Annotated in this window: 8 protein-coding genes; 2 read left to right on the top strand and 6 right to left on the bottom strand. The window is 41.3% G+C overall.

Annotated elements, in window-relative coordinates:
* The first annotated feature begins 156 nt into the window (after positions 1-156).
* Positions 157-6,396, top strand: coding sequence for a trifunctional serine/threonine-protein kinase/ATP-binding protein/sensor histidine kinase (locus H6G75_RS09270; RefSeq protein WP_190979654.1), 6,240 nt, complete (start codon positions 157-159; stop codon positions 6,394-6,396).
* 202 nt (positions 6,397-6,598) lie between these two features.
* Here the strand turns inward: H6G75_RS09270 and H6G75_RS09275 are convergent, their stop codons facing one another.
* The 5 genes from H6G75_RS09275 to H6G75_RS09295 all read right to left on the bottom strand — a co-directional run bounded on the left by H6G75_RS09275 (position 6,599) and on the right by H6G75_RS09295 (position 13,921).
* Entirely contained in the window at positions 6,599-8,218 is a 1,620-nt protein-coding gene (locus H6G75_RS09275; RefSeq protein ID WP_242051487.1) for an iron uptake porin, read from the bottom strand.
* Between the two features lie 455 nt (positions 8,219-8,673).
* The gene (locus H6G75_RS09280) at positions 8,674-10,116 is read right to left on the bottom strand and encodes a sugar porter family MFS transporter (RefSeq protein WP_277884083.1); all 1,443 of its coding nucleotides are present in this window, start codon (positions 10,114-10,116) and stop codon (positions 8,674-8,676) included.
* 80 nt (positions 10,117-10,196) lie between these two features.
* The gene (locus H6G75_RS09285) at positions 10,197-11,195 is read right to left on the bottom strand and encodes an ABC transporter permease subunit (RefSeq protein WP_190968003.1); all 999 of its coding nucleotides are present in this window, start codon (positions 11,193-11,195) and stop codon (positions 10,197-10,199) included.
* Positions 11,192-12,745, bottom strand: a complete 1,554-nt coding sequence (locus H6G75_RS09290) for a sugar ABC transporter ATP-binding protein (protein WP_190979656.1) — start codon at positions 12,743-12,745, stop codon at positions 11,192-11,194. Before H6G75_RS09290 ends, H6G75_RS09285 begins: the two co-directional genes overlap by 4 nt.
* Positions 12,746-12,895: 150 nt before the next feature.
* The gene (locus H6G75_RS09295; protein ID WP_190979657.1) at positions 12,896-13,921 is read right to left on the bottom strand and encodes an ABC transporter substrate-binding protein; all 1,026 of its coding nucleotides are present in this window, start codon (positions 13,919-13,921) and stop codon (positions 12,896-12,898) included.
* Positions 13,922-14,411: 490 nt separating this feature from the next.
* On the opposite strand from H6G75_RS09295, the gene H6G75_RS09300 reads away from it, so the two are divergent.
* On the top strand, positions 14,412-15,476 hold the full coding sequence (locus tag H6G75_RS09300) for a LacI family DNA-binding transcriptional regulator (RefSeq protein WP_242051488.1): 1,065 nt from the start codon (positions 14,412-14,414) through the stop codon (positions 15,474-15,476).
* 629 nt (positions 15,477-16,105) lie between these two features.
* Here H6G75_RS09300 and H6G75_RS09305 read toward each other — a convergent pair.
* Entirely contained in the window at positions 16,106-16,342 is a 237-nt protein-coding gene (locus H6G75_RS09305) for a DUF4327 family protein (RefSeq protein ID WP_062297131.1), read from the bottom strand.
* Positions 16,343-17,000: the final 658 nt, after the last annotated feature.

The following is a 17,000-nucleotide window of genomic DNA, read 5'->3' on the forward strand; positions in this document are numbered from 1 at the left end:
ACCTGGACTTTTGAAACTATCTTTTGTATGTAAATCATCTCTGTGCGTACCGTTAATCAATATCTAGTTGGTGGGAATACTAACAAAGTCCAGACAAGTTCTGCACTGCTTGTTGATCAAAAGCAAAAACCAACTTGTGCTATGAGGTACGTTTAGATGGCGACATTTAAAGCCCCCATCATTCCCGGATATAAAATTGGCTTGCAGCTGTACGCAGGCTCCAGAACAATTGTATATCGGGCTATCCGCGAATTAGATCAACTGCCAGTTGTCATCAAGCTATTAACCTCAGAATATCCTACCTTTCAAGAATTACTCAAACTTCGCAATCAATACACCATTAGCAAAAATCTCAACATTACTGGTATTATTCAGCCATTATCTTTAGAAACATATAACAACGGTTATATTCTCGTGATGGCAGATACCGGAGAAATATCTTTACGGGACTATATTCAAAGCAATACCCTCTCTCTAACAGAATTTTTGAGGATTGGTATTCAATTAAGTGTCAGTCTCTATGAATTACATCAAAATCGCGTGATTCATAAAGACATCAAACCAGCCAATATTTTAATTCATCCCCAAACCAAACAAGTTCAATTAATTGATTTTAGTATTGCTTCCCTCTTACCAAAAGAAACTTCAGAAATTAAAAATCCTAATATTTTAGAAGGAACTTTAGCTTATATCTCTCCTGAACAAACAGGGAGAATGAACCGAGGAATAGATTACCGCAGTGATTATTACTCGCTGGGTGTGACATTTTATGAACTATTAACAGGAGAATTGCCATTTAATAGCGATGATCCAATGGAGTTGGTACATTGTCATTTAGCAAAAATGCCAACAGGAATAGAATACAGGGCAGAAATTCCTCTAGTACTGACAGAGATTGTGCTGAAATTAATGGCGAAAAATGCCGAGGATAGATATCAAAGTGCTTTGGGATTAAAGTATGATTTAGAACTTTGTTTAACACAACTGCAAGATACAGGCAAAATTAGATATTTTAAAATTGGTGAGCGGGATGTGTACGATCGCTTCCTCATCCCCGAAAAATTATATGGTAGAGAAGCAGAAGTCAGCACCTTATTACAAGCATTTGAACGGGTGGCTAGTGGCACATCAGAAATGATGTTGGTGGCGGGATTTTCTGGAATTGGCAAAACGGCTGTAATTAACGAAATTCACAAGCCAATTACCCGTCAAAAAGGTTACTTTATCAAAGGTAAATTTGACCAATTTAACCGGAATATACCTTTCTCTGCCTTTGTTCAGGCTTTGCGCGATTTGATGGGGCAATTATTATCAGAATCAGATGCCAAATTGGTGAAGTGGCAGAGCCGAATTTTAGAGATTGTCGGGGAAAATGGGCAAGTTTTAGTTGAGGTAATTCCTGAACTAGAACGATTGATTGGTAAACAACCACCAGCACCAGAACTATCAGTAACTGAGGCACAAAATCGGTTTAATGTCTTGTTTCAAAAATTTATTGCTATCTTCACTACATCAGAGCATCCTTTAGTAATGTTTTTGGATGATTTACAGTGGGCAGATTTGGCTTCTTTGCAATTAATTAAACTGTTAATGGAGGATGAAAACTATCTGCTGTTGTTGGGTGCTTATCGAGATAATGAAGTGTCACCAGCGCACCCGTTAATGTTGATGGTGGAGGAACTAAAGAAAGCTGGTAAGACCGTTAATACTATTACCCTTAATCCTCTAGCTGCTCAAAATGTAAATCGGTTAATAGCTGATACTTTACGTTGTCCTACAGAGCAATCGCAACCCCTTACAGAATTAATTGAGCGCAAAACCAGAGGTAATCCCTTTTTTATTACCCAGTTTCTCAAGAAATTATATGAAGATGGGGAAATTACATTTAACCATCAGGAAGGTTATTGGGAATGCGATATTATACAAATTCAGGCGCTATCTCTAACTGATGATGTAGTGGAATTTGTCGCTCAACAATTGCAGAAATTACCTCAAGAAACACAAAATATTTTACAGTTGGCTGCTTGTATTGGTAACTCTTTTGACTTAAGAACCTTAGCAATAGTTTCTCAGCAATCTGTTACTAATGTGGCAACAGCACTATGGAAAGCTTTACAAGAAGGCTTGATTCTACCCACTAGCCAAACTTACAAATTATTTCAGACAGAGAATGAAGCACAAACTGATTCCCAGAAAAGTATTGATGATAATTCTGTGAATTTGACTTATCGCTTTCTGCACGATCGCATTCAACAAGCCGCCTATAAACTAATTGCAGCCGATCAACGACAATCCACACATTTGGCAATTGGTAAATTACTGTACGCCAATACACCAGAAACTCAACTAGATAAACATATATTTGAAATTATCAATCACCTGAATAAAGGCATTGATTTAATTACCCAGCCTGATGAAAAACTAAAGTTAGCCCAACTAAATTTCATGGCGGGATGCAAAGCTAAAAGTGCGATCGCCTATAATGCAGCCATCAATTACTTTAACCTAGGAATTGATTTACTCCCTGCTGATACTTGGATAACAAACTACGAACTAACTCTAAATCTGCATCACCAGCGTCTCGAAGCTGCTTGTCTAAGTACCGACTTTGATAAGTTGGCAGTCTGGGGTGACATTATATTGCAATCTGCGACTTCTTTGCTCGACACTATTAAAGTCCATGAAACCCGCATGATAGCATTGCGTTCTCAAAGCAAATTTGCTGAAGTGGTAGAGACTGCATTACAGGTGTTGAAATTACTGGGTGTGGAATTTCCCGAACAGCCAACTATGGCAGATATTAGTGCAGCAGCCGAATATACAAGGCAATTATGGCAAGAACGCACACCCTTAAGTTTGCTGGATTTGCCTGTAATGAACGATCCCTATCAACTAGCAGCGATGCAAATCATGACTAAACTGGTGTCTTCTGTTTACGCTGCTAAACCTGCACTATTACCACTCATCACCTTCAAACAAGTGCAGATGTCTATCCAGTTTGGTAATTCATCTATTGCCATTTTTTCCTATGCAGACTACGGATTAATTCTCTGTGGTCTTATGGAAGATATTCATGCTGGCTATGAATTTGGACAACTTTCATTAAAGTTATTAGAACAATATCAGATTACTGCTTTTAAAAGTAGAGCTTACTTTATTACTAACAGTTTTATTCACCACTGGAAAGAACCTCTGCAAAATATTATGCCATCTTTGTTGGCAGGTTATCAGATTGGTTTAGAAACAGGAGACTGGGAATGTGTAGCGTTGAACTTATTAGTATACGCAAATTACTGCTATTGGAGTGGTAGAGAATTAACTGAGTTGGCAGAAGAAATGCAGCTTTATCGCCAAGTAATCAGTCAGATCAAGCAAGAGGCACAGTTAAAATATTATGAGTGTTGTCAACAAACAATTCTCAACTTGTTGGGGAATGGAGAAGTTCCCTATTTTTTACAAGGCACAGTGTTTGATGTCAGCCAAGTTTTACCCAGTTTGCAAGTTTTGAGTGACCGATTGGGTTTATTCTATGTTTATATGTATCAAGCATTTCTCTGTTACTTGTTTGGAAAAGATGAACTAGCTCTACAACAAACAGCTTTAGCAGAACAATATAGTGATGCTAGTAGTGGCAGTTTAACAATCGTTGTTTGGTTTTTCTATGATGCTTTAATTCATTTAATGCAGTATGAAACGGCAGACACTGAACAACAATCAAGAATTATTGAGCAAGTCAATAGTCATCAAGAAAAACTCCAAAACTGGGCAAATTTAGCCCCCTTTAATCATCAACATCGCTGGCAACTTGTAGCAGCAGAAAAATTGCGGGTTTTGGGTCAAAATTATGATGCAATGGCACATTATGATTTAGCTATTGCAGCCGCAAAAACCCACGGTTATTTACAAGAAGAAGCACTCAGCAATGAACTGGCGGCTAAATTTTACTTGAACTGGGGCAAAGAGAAAGTAGCCGCAGGTTATATGCAGGAGGCATACTACTGTTACGCTCGTTGGGGTAGCCAAGCCAAAACCCAGGATTTAGAAAATTGCTACCCTCAATTACTGCAACCTATTCTCCAGCAGAAAGTACAATCGCTGAATGTGCTGGAAACTCTCTCCACACAAGTTAATCCTCAAATTTCGATTCATAGTTCCAAAGAACAAACTCGTTCTTCTAGTAGCAACATCAATGTAGCGTTGGATTTTGGGGCGATTCTCAAAGCTTCTCAAGCTATTTCCGGCACAATTCAACTTGATGAACTGTTGCAAAAACTGACTCAGATTATTTTGCAACATTCTGGGGGCGATCGCTGCGCTTTAATTTTGCCTGATAGTCAAGGCGAATGGCAGGTAAGAGCAATTGCGACACTAGATAACACCGAACTTTTTTGTGAACCTTTAGAGAACAATCCCAATTTACCTGTCAAATTTATTCAATATGTGAAAAATACCCAAGAAATTGTGGTAGTTAATGAACTGCAAACTGATCTACCTGTAATTGATGAATATTTACTTCAACGACAACCAAAAAGTCTGTTGTGCTTACCGATTCTCAATCAAGGTAATTTAATTGGAATTTTGTATTTAAAGAATCGCTCAACCAGTAATGTGTTTACTAGCGATCGCGTCTTGATTCTCAATTTTCTTTGTACCCAAGCCGCGATTTCTCTAGAAAATGCTCGACTTTATGAAGATTCGCAAATTTATGCCCACCAGTTAGAAGAATCGCTGGAAAAATTACGCTTGAGTGAAAACCGCTTTCAGAAACTGGCAGATAATATTCCCGGATTAATTTATCAAATTCGGATTCAAGCCGATGGTTCATCTTCAATATCTTATGTGAGTTCTGGATGCCAAACTCTTTACGAAGTGACGGCTGAAGATTTAATGTCAGGAAAATATAGTCTGCGTGATTTTGAACATCCTGATGATCAAGCTGAGTTGTTTCGCGCCACTATGGAGTCAGGACAAAATCTCACTACCTTTCGACACGAATGGCGGATTATTACACCTAATGGAAATGTCAAATGGGTAAAAGCTGTTTCTCGACCAGAAATTAGCGAAGATGGTGAGATGGTATGGGATGGGATTGTGATTGATATTAGCGATCGCAAACGTGCAGAACAAGAGCAACAACAACTACTAGCAATTGTGAATGCTACCCCAGATATTGTTGGTATTACTGATGCAAATGGCAATAATATTTACATTAATCCTGCTGGGCAGAGAGTTTGGCAATTGAAAGATAGTAACGCAAAATTACATATTTCTAGCCTGACACCACCTCAAGCAATGCAATATATGCAGAGCGTCGCCGTACCAACCGCTATCCGTCAGGGAACTTGGAGTGGTGAGTCAGCCATCTTAGACATAAATGGTAAGGAAATTCCAGTTTCTCAGGTTGTGATTGCTCATAAAAATGCTGCCGATGAAGTTGAATATCTGTCTACCATTATTCGAGATATTAGCGATCGCAAACAAGCTGAAGCTGCAATTGAGCAAAAATCACTGGAACTCCAACAAGCTCTTAACGAACTCAAACAAACTCAACTACAAATGGTGCAACAAGAAAAAATGTCTGCACTGGGTAATTTAGTTGCAGGTGTGGCTCATGAAATGAACAATCCTCTCGGTTTTATTTCGGCTAGTCTCGAACAAACTAAACCGATGTTTACGGATATCACCACACACCTCCAACTCTATCAGAAAGCCCTCCCCAATCCTGAAGATGAAATTCTCACTCATGCCACAGAAATTGACTTAGAGTATAGTCTAGAAGACTTGCCAAAAATCCTTGATGCAATGGTGGTGGCTTGTGGGAGATTAAAAAGTATTAGCACTAGTTTAAGAACTTTCTCCCGTGCAGATCAAAATTATAAAGTGCTATTTAATATTAATGAAGGCATTGATAGTACAATTTTAATTCTCAAACATCGCCTCAAAGCCAATGAAAAACGTCCAGAAATTATCGTGGTGACAGATTACGATAATTTACAACCAATCCCGTGTTTTCCTGGGCAACTCAATCAGGTATTTATGAATATCATTGCCAATGCGATCGATGCTTTAGATGAGTCAAGCATTGGGCGTACTTTTGAAGAAATTAAAATAAATCCTTACAAAATTATTGTTAAAACTGCCATTGAAAATAATCATGTTCAAATCTCCATTGCTGATAATGGTCAAGGCATGAGTGAAGATATCAAATCCCAAATATTTGATTATTTATTTACCACCAAAGAAGTCGGCAAAGGTACAGGCTTAGGACTAGCGATCGCCCGTCAAATTGTCGAAGAAAAACATGGGGGTAAAATTGCAGTTAATTCCGTTTTAGGAGAGGGAACAGAGTTTATAATTTCCCTACCTATTACAGATGATACTATTAACAATAACTAAGTGGGAGACAAGGGGGACAAGGGGGACAAGGAATACAAGGAAGACAAGGGAGACAACGGGGATAAGGGAGACAAGGAAGATAAGGTAGTTTGATGAAACTTATTTCTTTGCCAAGTCTGAAAGAGCGACTAGTATATTTACTCAGCACTTTCAACTCAGCACTAAGCACTTTCAAAAGAGAGATGTTTGTTCATGATTGAGTTCAAAAATCAAAGGTTGTACGAACAACCCCGACATATTGAGTATCATTATTGCGGTTGTTCTCTGGGTTGAGAATCATCCAAAAACCAGGAGTCACCGATATATTATTGTTCAGTCGCCAGCGATAAAATGCTTCGATGTGGTAAGAATTATCTCCTTCTTGACGGACATCACTGTAAGCAACTCGCGGTGGTAAACCAAAAATGATTCCTGGGAGATTACCCTTACCCCCCACATCAGGAAATGACATTCCAATTGCCCCAAACCAGGCATTAGCATTGTCGCCACTATTGACAAACAAAGAATCTGTACTACCCCGCCCATTAGAAATATCGCTGAAACCAGAGTTTTTGGCAGTCGCCCAAATATATCCACCCCAAGCATGTACCTGGAAATTTGGGGAAAAGCGATAGTATCCTTGCATTCCCACAATACTGTTAGCAGTGGTAATACTATTCCCAAACGGAGAAGTTGCTAAAACACTTCCCGTCCCACCTGTGAGATCAACTACTCCACCAGGGCTATAACCATGAGAGTAAGCTACACCCACAGCACCTTTTTGACCGTAATAAGCTAAATGTGCCAGGGCATTGTAACCGCCATCAAATAAGCCGTTTTTCTCGGTTGATGTATTCGGACTGCTGGCTAAATAGCCCAAAGTCAGCACCAAGTCTTGAGTAATATTCCAGTTAGCAGCTGCCCCACCACCACCTCTGCGGAATATAGGGCTATATGATCCAAACAGTGAAAGTACTCCATTACCATCATCAGCAATTGTTGGAGGTGTAACCGTAGTGGAAATGTCCGTATAACCAATACCTGTAGGGCCAACTACAAAAGAGAGCGAATCACTCACCGGGAAGTAATAACGAACATGGGGTACAAACAGCGTATTGTTACTATCAAAATCAAAGTTCAAGCGTGTCATCCCTGTACCTGTGGCAGCAGCAACTTGGCTAGAACCATTGTTATTCGCAAAGTTACCAAACTCTAACCGGACTCGCAGTAAATCTTTGCCTGTAAAACTACTTTCTAAATTCAAACGACCGCGAGTTGCTAAGAATGGGTTAGTTTCATCTTTTGTACCACCTACTTTATTGCCAAAGGTATCGCTCACAGCCGTAATAATTTGAGCATTTAATCTGGTGGTCGTAGAAAATTGCTGTTGTTCTAAAGTGTTTGTCCGCGCTTCTAAATTATCTATCCGACCTCGTAAGGTGTTTAATTCGGTGGCAAAGTCTGTCTGTAACTTTTGCAATACCGCTAAGTCTTCTTTGTTAACTAGTTCACTAGTAGATGTGGCAATTAACTCATTGATATGGTCTAAGCAAGCATTTAAACCGACAGCAAATTCGTACCGCGTTAAGGCACGATTACCGCGATAAGTATAATTCGGATAACCTGCGATACAACCGTAACGTTCTACTAATGACTGCAAGGCTGTAAATGCCCAATCTGTTGGCTGTACATCAGAAAATTGAGACACTGAGGTGACTTGTTCTTGCAGTGTATGAGTATTATCTATAGTTTCTGCCAAGACAGTTGGAGAGGCTAAAAGTAAAAGCAGAAAACTGTACAAAGGATGTTTCAACATGGCGTATTGTGGAGTAAAAATCTGCATGGCGAATTAGAAACCTCTGGCTGTGTTTGAGCTTGAGAGGTTTCGACTGATATGGCAGGAAGGAGACAAATTGAACGAACCACAGAGGCGCAGAGGACTCGGAGGAAAGAGAGTTTCACAGAGTTTTTGTGTAAATCGATGGATTCTCTGGACTTAAAAACTCCACTTTCTATTAATTTCTCACTGATTTATATGTCTGCAATAACAGCACAGGTTATTGATGTGAAAGCTTTTATCTGCGGTTAATTATTCTGGCTGGAGTGAGAACCGCTATGCCTGGATTTCTCTCTTGTGAGAAATCCAGGGTGGTGGGAGGGGTGGGAAGTGTGGGAGGATGGTGAAGAAATCTTTCCCCCCACACTCCCCTCTCTCTCCACACCCGCCACCCATACGTGAGAAATTCGGGTATGGAGGGAATAGAGAATCTGAAAACTGTTCCCTATTCCCTGGCGTAATTACATATCTTCTAATTCCATACCTTTGGTTTCCTTGATAAAAAATAGTACGAAAAATAATGAGATGGCGGCCGCAGTTGTATAAAGTCCGTAGGCTGCGCCCAAGCCGAAATATTGCAGAATGGGAGGAAATGATGTGGAAACAGCGAAATTAGCTACCCACTGCATCGCGGCGGCAACGGAAAGTGCTGCGGCGCGAATTTTATTATTAAACATTTCGCCTAAGAGTACCCAGGTGACTGGCCCCCAGGAGAAACCGAAACAAAATACATAGAGGTTGGCAGCTAAAAGCGCGACAAGACCTGAACTACCATTGAGATTTGGGTTGCCAGCAGCATCTAATGGCGCAGTGCCGAAAATCGATGCCATTGTTCCCAAGGTAATGGTCATACCGATTGACCCTAGAATTAACAAGGGCTTGCGACCAAATTTATCAACGAAGGCGATCGCTACTAATGTAGTAATAATATTTACTGCACCTGTAATTACTGTAATTGAGAGGGAATCTTTTTCGGAAAAGCCCACAGCCCGCCATAAAACACTACTGTAGTAAAAAATGACGTTAATACCGACGAATTGTTGAAGTAAAGATATACCAATACCCACCCAAACTATGGGGAGAAGTCCACCACTCCGGCGTAAAAGGTCAGAAAATTGTGGTTCCCGTTCTCGCATTACTGTTTGGCGAATTTCCTCGATTTTGGCGAGGACGTTACCCCCGATAATTTTATGCAGCACATTGGCAGCTTCTGGTTCTCGTCCTTGGGCTACTAAATAGCGGGGTGATTCAGGAATCATTAAAGCAGCCATACCATACAACACCGCCGGCGGAATTTCCGTCCAAAACATCCACCGCCAAGCGTCTATCCCAAACAAAAACGGTGACTCGGCTGAACCTGCTGATACTGCTATAAAGTAGTCACATAGCAGGGCGATGAAAATTCCCACGACAATTGCTAGTTGTTGCAGAGATCCCAATCTGCCTCGCAAATTACTAGGGGAACATTCAGCAATGTAAGCCGGGGCAATGACACTGGCTGCACCAACAGCCAACCCACCCAATACCCGCCAAAAGATAAAATCCCAAATGCCAAAGGCAATCCCGGAACCAACAGCACTGATGGTAAAGAAAACTGAAGCTACCACCATTGCTTTGACTCGGCCATATCGGTCGGCAATTTTGCCAGCATAAAAGGCTCCGATCGCCGAGCCTAACAATGCCAGGGATACGGCAAGGCCAGTTAGTACACTATTGGCGTTAAAAGCTGTAGATAAAGCTGCCACTGCACCGTTAATCACGGCGGTATCAAACCCGAACAAAAAGCCACCGAGGGCAGCAGCACCGGCAATTAAAATGACATAGAAGGTGTTGGATTTACGACGAGTTGTGGTAGATGTCATGGTTGTATTTGGTGTTTGGGAATAAGATGATGAGTTATTCAAGCCCAGATGCGGAGGCGCAGAGAGGAGAAGGATAGTTGATAGTGCTGACTATTCTTCGCCCTGCACCTTTGCACTCGTGCCTAACGTCGGGAACGTCTGCGGAGTCTATCAATCATGACTGCGGCAATTATTACTAAGCCTTTTACAACGAGTTGCCAGAAGTAAGACATATTTAATAGGGTCAAACCGTTGTTGAGGACTGCAATAATTAATGCACCCAAGAGTGTGCCGCCAATTGTACCGATACCGCCTGTGAAGCTGGTTCCACCAAGGATGACGGCAGCGATCGCATCTAGTTCATAACCTTGTCCTAACATCCCTGTGGCACTGTACAGGCGACTAGCACTCATTACTCCGGCTAAACCTGCCAGCAACCCACTTACGCCATACACAAACAACAACACCCGATTGACTTTAATACCTGTTAATCTGGCGGCTCGTTCGTTACCACCAACAGCGTATATTTGGACACCCAAAACTGTCTGTCTCAGGACAAACCAACTCACAGCCACAATTAATAAGGCGAGGATAACTAACCAAGGTAAGGGGCCGACGTAGCTATTACCTATCCAAGCAAAGTTGATGTTGCGGTTAATAACTGTTGTGCCATTGGCTACCAAATAAGCAGCACCTCGTAAGGCTGTTAATGAACCCAAGGTGACAATAAATGGCGGAACATCCAAATAGGTGATTAATGCACCGTTGAGTAAACCCAAACATAATCCTGTCAGTAAAGCAGCCGGAACAGCTAACCAACCCAAGACCGGAATGAGAGAGACTAACACTGCAACTACGGCAGACACAGCCAAGATAGAACCGACGGAAAGGTCAATCCCGCCAGTAAGAATCACAAATGTCATTCCTGTGGCCAGCACTATATTAATAGATGCCTGACGTAAGATATTGACGGCGTTACCTGCTGTGAAAAAGTTGGGACTTAGCAGGGAAAATAAAATACAGATAATGACAAGAATCGGTAAAATACCAGCAACTTGCAAAAAGTTGTTGATGGATTTACGGCGACTGGCTGCGGAATTTTGGCTAGGTCTATTGTTGACAGGTCTTAAGGTTTGACTCATGATGCTGTTACCTCCGATGCTCCAGTTGCATAGTGCATAATGTTTTCTTGGGTGATTTCTTTGCCTGGGCTGTCGTCGAGTTCACCGACTAACTTTCCTTCACGCATAACTAAAACGCGATCGCTCATCCCCACAATTTCTGGCAATTCGCTAGAAACCATCAAAATTGCGACTCCTTGGGCGGCTAAGTCACTAATAATTCTGTAAATTTCGCTTTTCGCCCCAATATCTACGCCGCGTGTTGGTTCATCTAGCATTAATACTCTGGGATTAATGGCTAACCACCGCGCCAGCAGGAGTTTTTGCTGATTCCCTCCAGATAAATCCACGGCGCGAATTTCTAAGTTAGCTAGTCGGATATGGAAGTTTTCGACGGCTTCTGTGGCAATCTTATTAACTGAACCCCAGTTGACAATGCCAAGGTTGGCATCTTGCTTGAGTCTATTCAGTCCAATATTCTTTCGGGAACTCATTTCCAGAAATAAACCTTGGTCTTTGCGGTCTTCGGGGACGTAGCCAATACCTGCGGCGATCGCATCACTGGGCGAATTAATCTCTAATTTCTTGCCATTCAGGAATACTTCACCACTAGCTTTGCGATCGGCACCAAAAATTAACCGCGATACCTCTGTCCGTCCTGCACCTACTAACCCAGAAAGTCCCAAAATTTCACCAGCCCGCAGTTGAAAACTCGTTGGCTGAATTTTGCGTCCGTCAGTAATATTTCTAACTTCCAGCATTACTGCACCAGGATTCTTTTGTCGTTGATGTTCGTAAAAGTCCTGCATGGAACGACCGACCATCATCTGTACCAATCGCTGGGGCGAAATTTCATCACGAGTCAGACTGCCAATATATTGACCATCACGCAACACACTAATGCGGTCAGCCAACGCATAGATTTCTTCCATCCGATGACTGATATAAATAATGGCAATGCCATCGTTGCGGAGTTTGCGAATTACTTCAAATAAGCGTTCCGTCTCGCGGTCAGATAAGGCGGCTGTTGGCTCATCCATCACCAAAATCCGGCTGTTATCTTTCAGCGCCCTGGCAATTTCGACTTGCTGTTGTTCCGCGATCGCTAATGTACCCACAATAGTTTGTGGTGTAAAAGTCGCTCCCAAACTATCTAGCACCTGCTGGGCTTCGAGTTCCATCGTTTTGCGGTCTAAAAACTGACCCTTTTGCAACTCACTCCCCATAAATATGTTTTCGGTAACGCTTAAGTTGGGTGCGACGTTCAATTCTTGATAAATCAGATTAATACCCGCTTGTCTGGCTGTTCCTGGGTCGGTAATTTTCACCGGTTGACCATTAATGTGAATCTCCCCTTCATCCGCAATGTAAGCCCCAGCAAGAATTTTCATTAATGTGCTTTTACCTGCCCCATTTTCACCCATCAAGGCATGAACTTCTCCGGGATAAATGGTCAAATTTACACCTTGCAAAGCCGGAACACCATGAAATCGTTTCGCAATCCCCTGCATTTCTAGTACAGGGTTGGCAGTCGCCGCCGGCAGAAAATCAGTTTCAATATTTGTTGTCATGATTATTAAGTGCTGAGTTGAGAGTACTGAGTGCTGAGTGTTGTACACTGAGCGTTCGCGCAGCGTCTCCGACAGGAGAAGTCGAAGTGTACGTGCTGAGTTAATATTTCTCCCCCTTGTCTCCCTTGTCTCCCTTGTCCCCTGCCTCTTCTACCAGCCAGTAGAAGTACTAACGTTCTCTTTCGTAATCAACTTGGCAGGAATCAAAATGTCCGGTGATGTGGGTTTTTTGCCGTTTAAAATATCGTTGCCAACTTGCACTGCTGTTGCAGTCATCCCTCTAGGATTTTGAGTGGCGGTAGCAGCATATAAGCTATCGTTAGCAGCGATCGCTTCAATTGCTTCTGGCGCACCATCCACTCCCACTATGAAAAATTCTTTGCGTTTGGCTTGGTTGGCGGCTAAATCTACTCCCACGCCACTGGGGTCGTTGATGGCAAAAACAGCATCAATTTTGGGGAAAGTTACTAGCAAGTCACTCATAACTCTCAGTCCTCCATCCCGGCTACCTTCGGCGTTCTGGTCTTTAGAAAGGATTTTGATATCGGGATATTTGGCTAAAACTTTTAAGCAGCCATCAACTCGCTGAATTACAGAAGCTACTGGCGGCCCGTTGACTATAACGACATTACCTTTACCTTTTAGGCGATCGGCAATATATTGACAACTAATTTCTCCTGCTTGCAAGTTATTGGTGGTAACGGTAGCATCTACCTCTGCGTCTACGCCTGTGTCTACCGCAATCACAATCTTGCCTTCTTTTCTGGCTTGCTCAACTGCTGGTCTGATACCTTTACTGTCAGCCGCATTCAAAATAATAATGTCAGTATTCGCCGCCACGAAGTTTTCAATTTGATTAAATTGCTGGTTTAGGTCATATCCGCTAGAAACAACGGTGACTCTGACATCATTACCACCAATTTTTTTCGCTTCTTTCTCCGCGCCTTTGGCCATGACCACAAAGAAAGGATTACTTAAATCGCCCAACGTCACACCAACAGATCGTAATTTAGTATTGCGATCGCCTACGCTGGACTGAGTATTTATATCAGTAACATTCTTGACCTCAGTGTCAATGGCTGTGTTGCCATTGGGAGAAATATTACTACAGCTGACCAAAGTACCACTGACAATACTTAATAAGGTCGCTGCCATCGCCTGTTTTTTCACATTCATCCACATCCTCTTAAAAAAGCTGGTAAAACCGGAAATATGTGTAGAAATATTAACTAAGCTAAAATCATCTTTTAATTTTGCCTTCTGCCTTTTGTTTTCTGCTTTCTCCTAACGATAGATATTTACTCAGACTTAACTTGAAAAATTTGTCATTGTTTTCGATTTTGCTAAAAGTTGAGTCTGTGTGTGAAAAAAATTTACTTAAGTCGGCAAACATTTTTAGATGAATTTTAGATTGATCCCTGATATTGTTCTGAAGGCTTTCAGCATTAAGTAACTATTGGTGAAAATCCTGTAATCTCAAGACTTCAAGCATTTATTCAAATTTCAGCAACAGGTTCTTTTGGGAGAAAATGTTGTTAAATCTGATTTTCTTAATGTTTAAACTGATGTTATGCACAGGTGTGCATTTCTGATGTCTTTTATTCTTGCACACCTGTGCATAAAATTTGTGTTAATTTTATTTAAGTTGCTTAGGATAGTGCTGAACATGAGTAAACGAAAGATTTCCATTGAAGATATTGCTCGCAAAGCAGGTGTTTCTCATTCCACGGTTTCACGCGCTTTACGAGACAGTCCGTTGATTAGTTCTAAGGTGCGGGAAGAAATCAAAAGACTGGCGCAGGAAATGAACTATGTACCAAATGCGATCGCTCAAAGTTTACAAAATCAGCGAACTTATACCGTTGGGGTAATTGTCACATCCATCGCTGATCCCTTTTTTGGCGAACTGGTAGAGGGAATTGAACAAGTTGCGAGACTTGCTGGCTTAAATGTGTTGTTAAATGCGTCACATGGAGATTTTGAGCAAGAAATAGCCGCTATTGAAAATTTTCACTACCGCCGAGTCGATGGAATTTTAGTCGCGGACTCCCGCATTGGCAAAAACCACAACAAGCAGTTAACCCAACTGACTGTTCCAACAGTTCTGATTAACATCGATACGGAAGATCACAACGAAACCTTTCACTCCGTCGCCATCGATGATCGCTTCGGTGGCTGTGTAGCTGTAGAACATCTCCTAGATTTAGGACACACTCGGATTGGCTATTTAGGAGTAGGTGACGGTAGCAAAGCAGACCAACAACGCCTAGAAGGATATCACCTGGCGCTATCTCAAGCAGAGTTACCGTCAAATCAAGATTGGGTAGCCATTCCCCAGCGAGACAGTCAAACAATCAGCGATTTTGATATCGGGAAACAACTCCTACCTCAATTAGTAGCGGCTGGCGTAACTGGCATTTTTTGTTACAACGATATGGTTGCCGTTGGCGCTCTTTTGGCTTGTAAAGAACTAGGTATTTCCGTCCCGCAAGACTTGAGCCTTGTGGGATTTGATAATATTGCCCTTGCCAGTTACATCACACCACCACTCACAACAGTCAGTCAACGTATGGTAGAAATGGGCGAATTGGCTATGACAATGTTGCTTGACTTATTTGAAGAAAAAGCTGTGAATAATATTCTTCTATCTCCGTTTTTAGTCAAACGGGGTACTACCACCAAAGTTAGTAAAGCTAAAAAAACCAGTAATTATATCGAGGTAAAAATCTAGCTTGGTGGTAAAGTTTATAAGTATGTAACAAAAACTTTACGGTTATTCGTGAGCTGCTTTGATGAGCTTTGTACGTAATATCTTGTTCTGGCGATTTTTCATATATCAAAACATCTATGTAAAAACCGTAGAATATTTTTCTCTACTTCCTACTCGTGACAGGTGACAGGTGACAGGTGACAGGTGACAGAGTAATTCTCAATGATTCACAAACATCTCTCCCTTGTCTCCCCTCTCCTCCTTGTCTTCCTTGTCTCTAAGTTAAACTCCGTCTCTCAAAAAAAACTACCGGAGCAGTTAGATATAAAACACCGCCCCGGTAAGTTAATTTGAATAAAATATTCACAGTCTTGGAAGTGGATTTACGCAACAACTTTTCTTGATAAATTCACTCTAGGCTATGATTTCGTCAATGCTGCTGAGAAAAGTTGTTTAAATCAAACTTTAATTGTTCTGCAATCTTTATTTGCCAAGAAAAATAATAGAAGACTCTGGATCAGGGAATATTTGTAGTAAAAAACTAGAGACTATAGCTATAGCTTCAGTGAAGTGGGCGGTAGACTTTTCTGTGTCCAAGTTAAACATCTAAAAAATATACTCCCAATCCAAAATCCGAAATCATAGACTGATTAGTCATTGTCCCATTGTTCACGACCAATGAGGTCGCCAATGCGATCGCGCAATAGAAAATCGCATTTTTCCAACTCACATTCAACGCACACCCACTCTCTTGCAGGGATATATTGGCAGAGTGTATATATTGGCTGTTGTCGGCTAACCATCCCCTTCTGCACCAGTCGGCGTGCTTCGTCTTGGATTACATCTAGAGAGTAGTAATTGATAGAGGGCACCGTATTCACACTCATGATTTGTTCTCACACATTTATACGTAGATAGTATTCCCACTTATCATGGGAAACAAACATGACAGAGATTAGACTTGTAGCTAGGGTTTTGTATTTTGCTATACGGAACTAATTTCATTTTGACGCTACATACCCTCAAATTATCTAAAGAAATGTTGCAAAAGTCAACGTTTTCTGACATTTGTCTTCCATATAGTTAATACAAAAAATCCCATCGTAGTGAAATTAACCTCTTGTAACGGTTGTTTTATCTGCCTTAAAGAAGTTGTAAAGCTTCACTGCAACGGCCTTCAAGCATAATTCAGCAGACACTTATAGTTCATACTGTAAATTTAGTTATGTAATTCATAACCAGCAAGTCTTGTTTAAAGATGCTGATGTAAGTCCATAGCTAAATACCCGAAAAATTATTCGGTAAGAATTGAAGTATAAACTGTTGCAAAATATATGCGCTAACGTACACCACGAAAACTTGCACAGCCGCATATATTAATCATTTCTTAAAAAATAACCGCAGTTATGCTTGTTAATTGCAGCACTACGGCAAGACTTACGGCTGTAATTCACTCACTAATGATGGGGTTTCAGGGTGAAAAGGTGTGGGATGTAAGGGTTTTGAATAAGTAGACTTCTATAGGGAAGTCAAAAGTTAAAAGTT

It is taken from the genome of Nostoc sp. FACHB-280, from assembly GCF_014697615.1.
GTDB lineage: Bacteria > Cyanobacteriota > Cyanobacteriia > Cyanobacteriales > Nostocaceae > Nostoc_B.